Origin of the sequence: Streptomyces prunicolor NBRC 13075 (genome assembly GCF_000367365.1) — a bacterium.
Classification (GTDB): domain Bacteria; phylum Actinomycetota; class Actinomycetes; order Streptomycetales; family Streptomycetaceae; genus Streptomyces; species Streptomyces prunicolor.
The window spans coordinates 129319-143257 of sequence record NZ_BARF01000008.1 but is presented as its reverse complement, the minus strand read 5'-3'; the positions used below and the strand labels follow the sequence as shown (position 1 = coordinate 143257).

Below are 13939 nucleotides of genomic sequence, written 5' to 3'. Positions count from 1 at the left end.
CGCGCCCCTGGGTGGGCAAGGGTGGCCGGAACCGAAAGCTCAGCCCCCTCCCTGCGCCCCCGAAATGCCGTAAAGCGGAAGGGGCCGGAACCCTCGAAGTCCCAGCCCCTCCCCCGCAGCCACAACCAACCACCGATCAGGCGATGCGCTCCAACACCACCGGCGAAGCCGTGAACTTGGTTCCCTCGGCGCCGATGTCGTAGGAACCCTTCACCGCCTCCAGGGCGTACTCGAAGCGCTCCGGTGTGTCCGTGTGCAGGGTCAGCAGGGGCTGGCCCGCTGTCACCACGTCTCCCGGCTTGGCGTGCATCTCCACTCCCGCGCCCGCCTGCACCGGGTCCTCCTTGCGCGCACGCCCCGCGCCGAGGCGCCACGCGGCGATGCCGATGTCGTAGGCGTCGAGGCGGGTCAGGACTCCCGACGTCGAAGCCGTCACCACGTGCTGCTCACGCGCCACCGGCAACGCCGCGTCCGGGTCTCCGCCCTGCGCCGCGATCATCCGGCGCCACACGTCCATCGCGGAACCGTCCGCCAGGGCCTTCGCCGGGTCGGCGTCCTTCACGCCGGCCGCGTCGAGCATCTCTCGGGCCAACGCGATCGTCAGTTCCACCACATCGGACGGGCCGCCGCCTGCCAGGACCTCTACCGACTCCCTGACTTCGAGGGCGTTGCCTGCCGTCAGGCCCAGCGGGGTGCTCATGTCCGTCAGCAACGCTACCGTCTTCACGCCGTGGTCCGTGCCCAGGCCCACCATCGTCGACGCCAACTCCCGCGCGTCCTCGATCGTCTTCATGAACGCGCCCGTGCCGACCTTCACGTCCAGGACCAAGGAGCCCGTGCCCTCGGCGATCTTCTTCGACATGATCGAGGAAGCGATCAGCGGGATCGCCTCCACCGTGCCCGTCACGTCCCGCAGCGCGTACAGCTTCTTGTCCGCGGGGGCCAGGCCGTCGCCCGCCGCGCAGATCACCGCGCCGGTCGTGTCCAGTACGTGCAGCATCTCCTCGTTGGAGAGCAGCGCGCGCCAGCCGGGGATCGACTCCAGCTTGTCCAAGGTGCCGCCGGTGTGGCCGAGGCCTCGGCCCGAGAGCTGGGGGACCGCCGCGCCGCAGGCCGCCACCAGCGGGGCCAGCGGGAGCGTGATCTTGTCGCCCACGCCACCCGTCGAGTGCTTGTCGGCCGTCGGGCGGGACAGGGACGAGAAGTCCATGCGCTCGCCGGAGGCGATCATCGCGGCGGTCCAGGTGGCGATCTCGCGGCGGTTCATGCCGTTGAGGAGGATCGCCATGTTGAGGGCGGCCATCTGGTAGTCGGCCACCTCCCCGCGGGTGTACGCGTCGATGACCCAGTCGATCTGCTCGTCGCTCAGTTCACCGCGGTCCCGCTTGGTGCGGATGACGGAGCTGGCGTCCATCGAGACTTGCGCCATGGCTTGGCTTTCCTTCCGAACGTTCAGAAAATGTGCGGCCCCGCCGCGGGGAATGGACCAACTCGGCGGGGCCGTACGGGAGTTACCTGGTGAGATGGTCCGGCCCGAAGGCCTGCGGGAGCATCTCCGAGAGCGGCAGGACGCCCACCGGTGTCTCCACCAGCAGGCCGGGGCCGCCGAACTCGTACAACAACTGCCGGCAGCGGCCGCACGGGACGAGGATGTCGCCCTTGCCGTCGACGCACGTGAAGTGGGTCAGCCGGCCGCCGCCGGTGCGCTGGAGGTTGGACACGAGTCCGCACTCGGCGCACAGGCCGAGCCCGTACGACGCGTTCTCCACATTGCAGCCGGAGACCGTGCGGCCGTCGTCGACCCGGGCGGCGACCCCTACGGGATAGCCCGAGTACGGCGCGTACGCGTGGGACATCGCCTCCCGCGCCTCCGCCCGCAGCTCGTCCCAGTCGACGGCCAACTCGGCGGCGGGCGAGGTCACTTGCCCTGTCCCTTCCGGTACGGCAGGCCGTCCGCCTTCGGCATCCGCAGGTGCTGCGCGGACAGCGAGAGCACCAGCAGGGTGACGATGTAGGGGCTGGCGCCGACCAGTTGGGTCGGAACCTGGTCGGTCGTGGCGTACCAGACGAACATCAGGGCCGCGATGACAGCCGTGACGACGGCGGGGACGTAGCGCTTCTTCCAGACCAGGTACGCGCAGCCCGCGACGAGCAGGAAGCCGATCAGCAGGATCAGGGCGTGGACGTTGGTGGCGCCGCCGCGCAGGTTGAGGCTGTCGGTGTAGCCGAACAGGCCCGCGCCGAGGGCGAGTCCGCCCGGCATCCAGTTGCCGAAGATCATCGAGGCGAGGCCGATGTAGCCGCGGCCGCCGGTCTGGCCGTCGAGGTAGACGTTCGAGGCGACGATCGACAGGAAGGCGCCGCCGAGGCCGGCGAAGCCGCCGGAGATGATCACGGCGATGTACTTGTACTTGTAGACGTTCACACCCAACGACTCGGCGGCCACCGGGTTCTCACCGCAGGAGCGGAGGCGGAGGCCGAAGGCGGTGCGCCACAGGATCCACCAGGTGGCCGGGACCAGCGCCACCGCGATGACGGTGAGCGGGGAGAGGTCGGTGATCAGACCGCCGATCAAGCCCGCGAGGTCCGAGATCAGGAACCAGTGCTTCTCGTTGAGCGTGTCCAGCCAGCTCGACAGTCCTGGGATGTCGAAGGTGCCCAGGGAGTCGATCGGTGGGGACTGCTTGGCGGAGCCCTGCTCGGTGTTGGCGAAGGTGAACTTCGAGAGGTAGCGGGTGGTGCCCAGCGCCAGGATGTTGATGGCGACACCGGAGACGATGTGGTTGACGTTGAACGTCACCGTGGCGATCGCGTGCAGCAGCGCGCCGAGGCAGCCGCCGATGATGCCGAAGACGATGCCGGTCCACGGGCCCCACTGGTAGCCGGCCCAGGCGCCGAACCAGGTGCCGAGGATCATCATGCCTTCGAGGCCGATGTTGACGACGCCCGCGCGCTCGGCCCAGAGGCCGCCGAGACCGGCGAGGCCGATCGGCACGGCGGCGCGCAGGGCCGTGGACATCTGGCCGGTGGACGTGATGCCGTCCGCGCCCGTGATCAGGCGGACGATCGACGTGAGGATGAGCGCGCCCGCGATGATCAGCAGGAGCACGGGGAGCGAGAAACGGCGGCCGCCCTTGCCGGGCTGCTGCGCCTGCGGCTTGGCGATGGTCGCGGTACTCATCGGGCCGCCACCTCCTTCTTCTCGGAGTTGTTCCGGGCGGCAGCGGCGAGTTCCTCACCGACGCGCTTCTGCTGGCGGCGCAGGCCCCAGGTGCGGACGACCTCGTACGAGATGACGACCGCGAAGACGATCAGGCCCTGCATGATCGTCGCGATCTCCTTCTGGTACGCGACCGGGGTCGCGTAGTCCAGGGCGGGCGACGCCTTGTCGAGGAAGGCCCAGAGGAGGGCGGCGAGGGCGATGCCGCCGGGGTTGTTGCGGCCGAGGAGGGCGATGCCGATGGCGGTGAAGCCGAGGCCCTCGGGGAAGGTGAGGCTGTAGGTGTGGCTGTCGCCGAGGAGCAGCGGCAGACCGGCGAGGCCCGCGACACCGCCGGAGATCAGCATCGCGGTGAGCGTCATGCGCTTGGCGTCGACGCCGGAGGCCGCGGCGGCGGACTCGGACTCGCCGGTGGCGCGCAGGTCGAAGCCGAAGCGGGTGCGGTTGAGGACGAGCCAGTACAGGACGCCCATGATCGCGGCGAGGAAGACCAGGCCGTAGATCTCGCCGACGTCCGAGCCCAGGTCGATGCCCGGGATCCAGCCGGACTTCTTCATGATGCCGGTCGTCATGTTGTTGCCGACCTGCACGCCCCAGGTGTTGGTCTGCGTGAGGTAGAGGATCAGGCTGGTGGCGATCGCGTTCAGCATGATCGTGGCGACGACCTCGCTGACGCCGCGGGTGACCTTGAGGACACCCGCGATCCCGGCCCAGAAGGCGCCGGTGAGGATCGCGACCAGGAGCAGCAGCGGTACCTGGAGGACGGCCGGGAGCGCTACGTGCGCGCCGACGACCGCGGTCATCACTGCGCCGAGGCGGTACTGGCCGTCGACGCCGATGTTGAACAGGTTCATCCGGAAGCCGAGGGCGACCGCCAGGGCGGCGATGTAGTACATCGACGCCTGGTTGATGATCAGCACCTGGACGTCGGAGTACCCGATCTGCTGGAGCATCAGGTTGTACGGCTCGATCGGGTTCTTGCCCGAGGCGAGCAGCACGACCGAGGTCAGCAGGATCGCGGCGACCAGCGCCATGACCGGGCCGGCCACGGCGAGGAGCAGGCGCTCCTTGTCGAACTTCTTCATCGGGCCTCGTCCTCCGGGGCGGCGGTGTCGTCCGCGTTTTCTACGGTGCTGTCCGCGCCGTTTTCTACGGTGCTCTCCGCGCCGTCCGCTGCTTCCTCGACGTGTTCGAGGTGACCGGACGCGGCGCCGGTCATGGCCGAGCCGAGTTCCTCGGGGGTGACGGTGGCCGGGTCGGCGTCGGCGACCAGCCTGCCGTCGTAGATCACGCGCAGGGTGTCCGACAGGCCGATCAGCTCGTCCAGGTCGGCGGAGATGAGCAGCACGGCCAGGCCCTCGCGGCGGGCCTCGCGGATCTGGTCCCAGATCGCGGCCTGCGCGCCGACGTCCACACCGCGGGTGGGGTGGGCGGCGATCAGGAACTTCGGCTTGTGGCTCATCTCGCGGCCGACGATCAGCTTCTGCTGGTTGCCGCCGGAGAGGGAGGCGGCGGTGACGTCGATGCCGGGGGTGCGGACGTCGTACTCCTCGACGATCCGGCGGGTGTCGGCCTGGGCGCCCTTGATGTCGAGCCAAATGCCCTTGGCGTTGGGCTTCTCGGTGACGTGGCCGAGGATGCGGTTCTCCCACAGCGGGGCTTCCAGGAGGAGGCCGTGGCGGTGGCGGTCCTCGGGGATGTAGCCGATGCCCTTTTCGCGGCGCTTGCGGGTGGCCCAGGGCGTGATGTCGTCGCCGAGGAAGCCGATGGTGCCGGAGTCGGCGTTCTTCAGGCCGATCAGCGCGTCGATCAGCTCGGTCTGGCCGTTGCCCTCGACGCCGGCGATGCCCATGACCTCACCGGCGTGGATGGTGAAGGTGACGTCGTCCAGGACGCGCTTGGCGGTGCCGGTGGCGGGGGCGAGGTCGCCGAGCAGGCCGCCTGCGGTGGGCTCGGACTCGGCGCCCAGGGAGGCGCCGCCGGCGGCGTAGACGGTGAGGCTCTTGACCTCGATGACCGGGGTGTCGGTGACCGTCGACTCCGCCGTCTCGGGGGTGGGGAGTTCGCTGCCGACCATCATCTCGGCGAGCTGGCGTGGGGTCGTCGCGGAGGGGACGGCCGTGCCGACGGTCGTGCCGCGCCGGATGACCGTGATCTCGTCGGCGACCGAGAGGACCTCGCCCAGCTTGTGCGAGATGAAGATGACCGCGAGGCCTTCGGACTTCAGCTCGCGCAGGTTGCTGAAGAGGGCGTCGACCTCCTGCGGGACCAGGACGGCGGTGGGCTCGTCCAGGATCAGGGTGCGGGCGCCGCGGTAGAGGACCTTGAGGATCTCCACGCGCTGGCGCTCGGCGACACCGAGGCTCTCGACGAGAAGGTCCGGGCGGACGTTCAGGCCGTAGCGGTCGGAGATCTCCTTGATCTTCTTGCGGGCGCCGCCGCCGATGCCGTGCAGCTTTTCGCTGCCCAGGACCACGTTCTCCAGGACGGTGAGGTTGTCGGCGAGCATGAAGTGCTGGTGGACCATGCCGATGCCGCGGGCGATGGCGTCGGCGGGGGACGAGAAGGTGACCTGCTCGCCGTCGACGGCGATCGTGCCCTCGTCCGGCTTCTGCATGCCGTAGAGGATCTTCATCAGGGTCGACTTGCCGGCGCCGTTCTCGCCGACGAGGGCGTGCACGGTGCCTTTGCGGACACTGAGGCGGATGTCGCTGTTGGCGACGACCCCCGGGAAGCGCTTGGTGATCCCCACCAGCTCGACCGCGATCGTCGACTGATCGCTGAGCGGAGGGCTGCTGGACGCGTCGATGGCGAACTCTCCTCGTGGAAAGGGGCCTCTCTACGCGCGTAGCGCCCCTGCTTTAAATAGTGCCCGGACCTGATCGTCTTCTGTCTGGCATCCGATCCGTTCCGAGCATTCTGCCGCGCGAACGGGGCGCGGAGAGACATCCTCCCCACACCCCGTTCCGTGGCCGTAACGCTGTCATTACAGCGCTCTTTTGGCCATGGTCGTGACTGGCCTAGAACCAACGGTTCAGGAGGTCTTGACCTTGATCGTGCCGTCCTTGATGCCCGCCTCGGCCTTCGCGAGGGCGGCCTGGAGCGTGGCGTTGTTCTTGAAGGTCGGGTTCGAGTCGGCCAGGCCGACCGCGCCGTTGCTCAGGGAGCCGCGGATCTCGCCGCTCAGCGGCTTCTTGTCCTTGATGACGGACTTGGAGAGGTCGTAGACCGCGCCCGCGACGTTCTTCAGGGCCGAGGTGAGGATGTACGGCTTGTACTTGGCCAGCGCGGCCTGGTTGTACTGGTCGGAGTCGACGCCGATCGCCCAGACCTTGTGCGCGGCGGCGGACTTGATGACGCCCTGGCCGGAGAGACCGGCGGCCGCGTAGACCACGTCCGCGCCGGCCTCGATCTGACCTTCGGCCGCGGCCTCGCCCTTGTCGGGGCTGGAGAAGCCACCCTGGGCGGCGGTCTGGGTCAGGTACTGCGTCTTGACCGTGACGCCCTTCTTGGTGTCCTTGACGCCCTGCTCGAAGCCCGCCGCGAACTTGTGGATCAGCGGGACGTCCACGCCGCCGATGAAGCCGACGGTGTTCGACTTGGTGGTCAGCGCGGCGGTGACGCCGGCCAGGTACGAGGACTGCTCCTCGTGGAAGACCATGTCGGCCACGTTCGAGGCCGTGATGGTGTTGTCGTCGATGATGCCGAAGGTGATCTTCGGGAACTTCGCGGCGGCTTCCTTGACGGCGGGGGCGTAGGCGAAGCCGACACCGATCACCGGGTTGTAGCCGGACCTGGCGAGGGTCTCCAGGCGCTGGACCTTGTCCGCGTCGGACTCGTTGTCCTGCGGCTCGACGTCGCGGCCGCTGACGCCAAGATCCTTCTCGGCCTTCACCAGACCCGCGTAGGCGGCGTCGTTGAAGGACTGGTCACCCTTGCCGCCGACGTCGTAGGCAAGACCAATACCCTTGGACGTGCCGGAGGAACTGCTGCTGCTGGAGCTGGACTCGCTGGACGAGCTGCCGCAGGCGGAGACGGTTACTGCAAGAGCTGCGGTTGCAACGCCTGCAACCGCGATTCGGGACACCCGGCGCATGGAACGAGACTCCTTCGTGCAAGCGCCCAAACCAGGCGCTGGTTCCGCCGCAGCGTAACGCGCGTAGACCAGACGGAAAACCCCATCTGTCCGGTCCGTTATAGAGCTGTGGCCACAGATGGTGGCCAGCGTACGGACAGCCAGGCGTCCCTTGCGGGAGGCAAGGGGCGCCTGGCTGCAACGATGCCCGGAGGGGCTAGTCAAAGACCCTCGTCATGGAGCGTCGTACTACTTCGTGTTGACCGTGATCTTGCCGGAGACGATGTCCGCCTTCGCCTTGTCCACCGCCGCGACGGCGGCCGTCATGGCCTTGTACTTCGGGTTGGAGTCGGCGAAGCCGACGCCGTCGTTGTCGAGGCCGTAGCGGACCACGCCGGTCTTGGGCTTGCCCTCGTAGACCGACTTCACCAGGTCGTAGACGGCGCCGCCGACGTTCTTGAGCGCCGAGCCGAGGATGGCGTCCTTGTACTTGGCCAGCGCGGCCTGATTGTACTGGTCGGAGTCCACGCCGATGGCCCAGATGCCCTTGGCGGAGGCCTCGGAGATGACGCCCTGGCCGGAGAGACCGGCGGCGGCGTAGATGACGTCCGCGCCCGCGTCGATCTGGCCGCTCGCCGCGTCCTTGCCCTTGTCGGGGCTGGAGAAGCCGCCCTGGGCCGCGGTCTGCGTCAGGTACTGCGACTCGATCTTGATGCTCGGGTTGACGGACTTGGCGCCCTGGTCGAAGCCGGCCTCAAACTTGTGGATGAGGGGGACGTCCACGCCGCCGATGAAGCCGATGTGGTTCTTCTTGGTCGCCTTGGCCGCGGCGACGCCCGCCAGGTATGAGGACTGCTCCTCGTGGAAGACCAGGTCGGCCACGTTGGCGGCCTTGTCCTGCTCGTCGTCGATGATGCCGAAGGTGATGTTCGGGAACTTCGCCGCGGCCTCCTTGACGGCCGGCGCGTAGGCGAAGCCGACACCGATCACCGGGTTGTAGCCGGCCGTGGCCAGGCTCTCCAGGCGCTGCACCTTGTCCGCGTCGGACTCGTTGTCCTGCGGCTCGATGTCGCGGCCGGTGAGCTTGAACTCCTTCTCGGCCTTCTGGAGACCGGCGTACGCGGCGTCGTTGAAGGACTGGTCGCCCTTGCCGCCGACGTCGTAGGCGAGGCCGATGCCCTTGCCGGTGTACTTGCCGGACGAGGACGAGGAACTGTCGCTCGCCTTGTCGGCGTCCTTGCTGGAGCTACCGCAGGCGGTGGCCGCGAGGGCGATGACCGTGACGGCCACCGCAGCTTGGGAGAACTTCGTCCTCCGAGTTGTCTGACGCACAGCAAGCACTCCTTCGTCCCCACGGCACCGTCACCGGACCGCTTCCCCAAGCCGCCGCCTCTGTGGCGATTTCCGCGCACAGTAACGCGCGTAGACGAGGAGGGGAACGGGGTTTCTCCTTGCCGTTACCGGATCGTGCCGCCGCCGCGTTACGTTCACGCGCCGGTGGTTACACCCGGGTGACACAAGGGGACGTAGGGGTACCGAACGGGCACCCCTACGGCCACCTGAGCCGAGGCGTTCCGTTCAGATCGCGCCGTCGATCAGCGCGGCGGCGGTGAACAGCTCCACTCCGACGGTGATCGCGGACTCGTCGGCGTCGAAGTCGCCCTGGTGGAGATCCCGCACGGTCCGCTCCCCCGGGGTGCGGACGCCGAGCCGGGCCATGGCGCCGGGCACGTGCTCCAGGTACCAGGAGAAGTCCTCGCCGCCCAGGCTCTGCTCGGTGTCCTCGACGGAGAGCGGTCCGCGCCGTGCTGTCATGGCGTCCCGCAGCAGCTCGGTGACGAGCGCGTCGTTGACGACCGGCGGCACTCCGCGCACGTAGTCGATCGCGGACTTGGCCCGGTACAGCCCGGCGATCTCGTCGATCGCCGCGTGCACGATGTCGGGCGCCTGCCGCCAGGCGTCGAGATCGAGACACCGTACGGTGCCGGAGAGCTCGGCGTGCTGCGGAATGACGTTGGGCGCGTGGCCGGATTCGATCCTGCCCCAGGTCACCGACACCCCGCTCCGCGCGTCCATCCGGCGGGAGACGATCGCGGGCACGTCGGTGGCGACGCGGGCGGCGGCGGTGACGAGGTCGGTGGTGAGGTGCGGCCGGGCGGTGTGTCCGCCGGGGCCGTCCAGGGAGACCTCCAGCCGGTCGCAGGCGGAGGTGATGGGGCCGATGCGCAGCCCGATCCGCCCGCTGTCCACCTTGGGGTCGCAGTGCACGGCGATGATCCGGCCGACCCCGTCCAGCACTCCGCACTCGATGGCGTCGGTGGCGCCGCCGGGCAGGACCTCCTCGGCGGGCTGGAAGAGCAGCCGTACGGCACGCGGCAGCAGACCCTGCTCGTGCAGCCGGGCGAGCACGAGGCCGGCGCCGAGCACCACGGTGGTGTGGATGTCGTGGCCGCAGGCGTGGGCGCGGTCGGGCATGGTGGAGCGATACGCGCACTCACTCTTCGTGTCCGGGATGGGCAGGGCGTCGATGTCGGCGCGCAGCGCGAGCATGGGTACGGCCGGGTCGCGGGGGCCGATGTCACAGACGAGGCCGGTGCCGATGGCGAGGACGCTGGGTTCGAGACCGGCGAGTTCCAGCCGGGCCTTGATCGCGGCGGTGGTCCGGAACTCCTGGTTGCCCAGCTCGGGGTGCATGTGCAAGTCGCGCCGGAACGCGACGAGTTCGGCACGCAGGTCCTCCGGCAGGGTGCCCAAAAGCACATTCCCGACGGATTCGACCTCGGACTCTGGCGACGTCAATTGCTTCACCCTCTAAAGGGTAGGACGCCGGGGTGGCCAACTGACCCTCGATCAACAAAAGTTCAACCCATCAGGGGAAGAAAATCTGGCCGCTCGACGCATGCATGGGGGTTGAGATGGGTAGATACTCAGTTTTCCCACACATACCACGCCCCGCGCTTTCTGGGCGGCCCTGTCCACCTGGCGGGACCAGATTCGCTGGACGTTGGCCAAAGAGGCCCAACGGCACCGCAGGTCGAACATGCCGGGAAACGCCTATCTCGCGAAGATCCACCTTGCATCGGGTTGGAGTTGCTTCACCCTGTCAAACTACTCGTCGCTGGAGCTACGGGTTTGCAGAACGGGCACCACTGGATGTGGTGCTGCGTTTGCGTCCAGCCCCACTCCGCTGACGCGGCAGTGGGACAGGGGCCGTTGACCGGGCCCCGCGTCGCCACAACTCCCACGCGCGGGCGCGGATGTTGCGGGAGCCGTTCCGGTCTGCGTGATCAACGAATCCGCAGGACCGACACACGAACCAGGCCTGCGAGACCCGGTTCGCCTTGTCCACGTGCCCGCACTCGGCGCAGGTGCGCGAGGTGTACGCCGGATCGACGTACACCACTGGCACCCCCACCCGGCGGGCCTTGTATGCAATGAACGATCCGAGCTGGGCAAACGACCAGCTGGAGTGGGTGGCCCGCTGGGGCTTCCTCAGCCGTACCCGCTCGCGGATACCCGTCAAATCTTCCAGGGCAATACCGCGACCGGTGCGTTCAGCCTCGACCACCACATGTTTCGCGATCTTGTGGTTGATGTCCTTCGCCCGCCGCGCCTCCTTGCGTCGCCGCTTCTTCAAGCGGCGTTTGGTGGACGAGGTGTTCTTCCTCTGCAGCTTGGTACGGAGTTTCCGCTCCCGGCCCCGGATGCGGTTGAGGTCCCGACCGGCCATGATCTCGCCGTCGGACGTGGTGGCGATGTTGACGATACCCAGGTCGACGCCGAGGAAGTCCACCAGATCGGTGTTCAACGGCATCTCAGGTACTTCACATGTGGCCAGCAAGAACCACAGACCGTCGCGGTACACGAGATCCGACTCGCCCTTGCGGTAGAGCGTCAGGGTCGCCAGCTGCTTCGGTGAGCCGGTGAGCGCGATGTTCTTCACCCGGCCATTCACCGTCCAGACCGACACTCGTCGCTCTGCCATCTGCCAGGACAGCATCCGGTCGTCGTACGGCTGTGCCCCTTCCGGGCGGAAGGCGATCGGGCTCCCCACAGCACGCATGTACCGCTTGGAGCCGGGCTTTCCGAGGTTTCCGGCCTTGATGTTGGCCTTGAGCGTGGCGTATGCGTCGCACGTCTTCTTGATCACATGCTGAGCCGCCTGCGCTCCGAGGTCCCATCTCGCCTTCGCTTCGCCGTAGACCAGTTTGCGCAGCGCGAAGTTGCTCTTCACATCTCTTTCGAAGGCGACTCGGCTGACCCAGGTCGCCGCCTCGTTGCAGGCGCGCAGGGTCGCCTCAAGTGCCAACGCCTGCACGGGCGTCGGCAGCAGCTTCACTTGCACCACCAGCTTCACACTCGCGACCGTACCTTCGCGCAACGAGCTTCCGCATTCGAACATGGAAAAAATCCATACACGCCTGCGACCTCCTGTTACCCCTCTCCAGCCCTGCGACGAGGCCATCATCGCCACGCCGGAGCAGTTCCCCGCCGGAGGCAGGCCAGCGCGGAGGCACCGCCCCGCCCGACCCCGGAATCGTCGCTGCTGCACAGCACGTCGGACACGTGGCACAACTCGGGCGCTGGGGTGGAGACATGGTGTCCAACCTCGACGGACACCCTCCTGTGGGCATGCAACTGCGGCGAGGTGAGCGTCGACGAAGTCCCGGTGGAGGCCCAGGTCCCGGAATCATCACTGCCACGCGACGATACGACTACGCAGCGCAGCCAGAGCCTGCGACCTGGGCACTCTTCGTCCTGTGAAGGCACCTGTGAAGGCCCCCATGGAGGCATGCGGCTGCGGCGAGGACCAGATCCCCTGGATGCTGGCGAAATTCGGCCTCTTCGGCACGGCGGGACTGGTCCTGGCCGTACTGGTCATCATGATCCTGGCGGGATGGATGCTGGGGACGGTGGTGTGGCTGATCCGCCGCCGGGCGGAGGGCACGAGGGCGCCGGACACCCCGGGAACCACGGCGTCCAGCCGGGACGACTCCGGGCCCGGCGAACTGGGCGGCTTCACTTGGCGCGATGAAGATCCCTGAGCCGCGAGCCCTTGCTAGGGTCCGCTGACGTGACCGACCCCAACGCGGATCCCGCCGCGGACTTCATAGAGTCCACCCGCTCCTCCTACGACACGATCGCCCCCGCGTACAGCGCCGAACACCCCGACGGCCTGGGCGAGGGCCCCGTCGAGGCGGGCCTACTGACCGCCTTCGCCGAGCTCGTCCGTACGGCGGCTGCGGGCGAGGCGCAGGTGGCCGATATCGGCAGCGGCCCCGGCTATGTGACCGCGCGCCTGAACGCCCTCGGCCTCCGGGTCTTCGGCATCGACCTCTCCCCGCACATGGTGGCGCTGGCGCGCGAGGCTCATCCCCAACTCCGGTTCGAGGTCGGCTCGATGACGTCCCTGGACGTACCGGCCGAGACCCTCGGCGGGGTGATCGCCCTCTACTCCACGATCCACATCCCGGACGCCGACCTGCCCGGCGTCTTCGCGGAGTTCCACCGGGTCCTACGGCCGGGCGGCTACGTCCTCCTCGCGTTCCAGGCCTCGGAGGGCGAGCACATCCACATGACGGAGCGCTACGGCCTGGACATCGCGCTCGACTACTACTTCCGCACCCCGGCCGAGATCGCCACGTACCTCACGGAGGCGGGCCTGAGTCTTTACGCGCAGGCCCTCGTCGAGCCGCAGGGGCAGCAGAAGTGGGGGCGCGCCTTCGCGCTGGCTCACAAGCCGACGGGGTCCGCCTGAGCGCGGACGGTGAACAGCAGCGGTGAACGCACCCCGAGCCGGGCGGCACAGTCCGCGACGGTCGCGGCCAGCCAGCCGACCGCGTCGCAGGACCACTCGGCGAGTTCACCGCGCAGAGTCATGCCGTGCAGGGGCGGCCCGTTCCAGAAGCTGTCGTGGAACAGCGGCGGAAGGGCATCGCCCCGCGCGGTGACGTCGTCACCCCCGCACGTGAACACGTCCTGCTCCAAGTCCCGCAGATCCTGGGCGAGTTGCCGCGCGACGGCCGGGATCACCGGATCGCGCCCGCTGTTGATGTCGACGTCGACCGAGATCCTGGCCCCCGGGTCGCGCTCACCGAACCAGTCGACGGTCAGCATCGACGGTACGGCGGCGTAGGCCGGCCGTGCCGCCGGATCGATCCCCTGCACCGGCAGCAATACCTGCACCGAGGACAACCGCACCGTGCCGATCCGCGCCGTCACGTCGTGGGCGCAGCGGAGGAACTGCTGGACGGGGAGCGGCCGTTCGGCCATCACCGCACCGGCCTCGACCTGGAACCAGGAGACCCGTCCCGCGCCGGGCGCGGCCTGCGGATGACTCCACCCGGCGTCGTTCATGGCCCACAGCCCGGGACCGCCCGCCGTCTGCTCCTCCAGCCAGCCCATCGCGAGGGACCGCTGGTAGAAGAGCTGATACGCGTCGTGCTCGGGGTCGTGCCACGCGTGCGGGGTCAGTTCGCCGTACAGGGCGGCGAACAGGGTGCCGGCGGTGGGCGGGGTCGTGGGGGCAACTCCGGGTTGTGGAGCGGCTTCAGGTTCTGCCACGTGGTCCTCCTCGGCTTGCCGCGATGTCGGCGTCCTGACGATGGTCGCGTCCCACGCGCGGCATCGAGCGGCTCACGGCC

General features: G+C 68.5%; 12 protein-coding genes. 2 read left to right on the top strand and 10 right to left on the bottom strand.

Annotated elements, in window-relative coordinates; all coding sequences use genetic code 11:
* Positions 1-136 precede the first annotated feature (136 nt).
* The 9 genes from SPR02S_RS04615 to SPR02S_RS04575 all read right to left on the bottom strand — a co-directional run bounded on the left by SPR02S_RS04615 (position 137) and on the right by SPR02S_RS04575 (position 11652).
* The gene (locus tag SPR02S_RS04615; RefSeq protein WP_026150214.1) at positions 137-1414 is read right to left on the bottom strand and encodes a thymidine phosphorylase; all 1278 of its coding nucleotides are present in this window, start codon (positions 1412-1414) and stop codon (positions 137-139) included.
* A 97-nt stretch (positions 1415-1511) separates the two neighbouring features.
* Positions 1512-1922 carry a cytidine deaminase gene (locus SPR02S_RS04610; protein WP_019055757.1) on the bottom strand — a complete coding sequence of 137 codons (411 nt, stop codon included), beginning with the start codon at positions 1920-1922 and terminating at the stop codon, positions 1512-1514.
* Positions 1919-3181 carry an ABC transporter permease gene (locus SPR02S_RS04605; protein WP_019055756.1) on the bottom strand — a complete coding sequence of 421 codons (1263 nt, stop codon included), beginning with the start codon at positions 3179-3181 and terminating at the stop codon, positions 1919-1921. The genes SPR02S_RS04610 and SPR02S_RS04605 overlap by 4 nt, the downstream gene beginning before the upstream one ends.
* Positions 3178-4305 (bottom strand): ABC transporter permease, encoded by a 1128-nt coding sequence (locus SPR02S_RS04600; RefSeq protein ID WP_019055755.1) that lies wholly within the window; start codon positions 4303-4305, stop codon positions 3178-3180. Before SPR02S_RS04600 ends, SPR02S_RS04605 begins: the two co-directional genes overlap by 4 nt.
* Positions 4302-5987: an ABC transporter ATP-binding protein gene (locus tag SPR02S_RS04595; protein WP_043258064.1), complete on the bottom strand. Its 1686-nt coding sequence runs from the start codon at positions 5985-5987 to the stop codon at positions 4302-4304. Before SPR02S_RS04595 ends, SPR02S_RS04600 begins: the two co-directional genes overlap by 4 nt.
* A gap of 267 nt (positions 5988-6254) precedes the next feature.
* The gene (locus SPR02S_RS04590; RefSeq protein ID WP_019055753.1) at positions 6255-7316 is read right to left on the bottom strand and encodes a BMP family lipoprotein; all 1062 of its coding nucleotides are present in this window, start codon (positions 7314-7316) and stop codon (positions 6255-6257) included.
* 228 nt (positions 7317-7544) lie between these two features.
* Positions 7545-8585 (bottom strand): BMP family lipoprotein, encoded by a 1041-nt coding sequence (locus SPR02S_RS04585; RefSeq protein ID WP_019055752.1) that lies wholly within the window; start codon positions 8583-8585, stop codon positions 7545-7547.
* 288 nt (positions 8586-8873) lie between these two features.
* A complete protein-coding gene (locus tag SPR02S_RS04580) occupies positions 8874-10103 on the bottom strand; it encodes a M20 family metallopeptidase (protein WP_026150213.1) in 1230 nt (409 codons plus the stop codon).
* Positions 10104-10419: 316 nt separating this feature from the next.
* On the bottom strand, positions 10420-11652 hold the full coding sequence (locus SPR02S_RS04575; protein ID WP_043258075.1) for an RNA-guided endonuclease InsQ/TnpB family protein: 1233 nt from the start codon (positions 11650-11652) through the stop codon (positions 10420-10422).
* A gap of 403 nt (positions 11653-12055) precedes the next feature.
* Here SPR02S_RS04575 and SPR02S_RS04570 point away from each other — a divergent pair, with 403 nt between their 5' ends.
* Both SPR02S_RS04570 and SPR02S_RS04565 read left to right on the top strand, forming a co-directional pair.
* Positions 12056-12340: a hypothetical protein gene (locus SPR02S_RS04570; RefSeq protein ID WP_245607492.1), complete on the top strand. Its 285-nt coding sequence runs from the start codon at positions 12056-12058 to the stop codon at positions 12338-12340.
* Between the two features lie 29 nt (positions 12341-12369).
* On the top strand, positions 12370-13053 hold the full coding sequence (locus SPR02S_RS04565) for a class I SAM-dependent methyltransferase (protein WP_019055748.1): 684 nt from the start codon (positions 12370-12372) through the stop codon (positions 13051-13053).
* Here SPR02S_RS04565 and SPR02S_RS04560 read toward each other — a convergent pair.
* On the bottom strand, positions 13029-13859 hold the full coding sequence (locus tag SPR02S_RS04560) for a hypothetical protein (protein WP_019055747.1): 831 nt from the start codon (positions 13857-13859) through the stop codon (positions 13029-13031). The genes SPR02S_RS04565 and SPR02S_RS04560 overlap by 25 nt on opposite strands.
* Positions 13860-13939 lie beyond the last annotated feature (80 nt).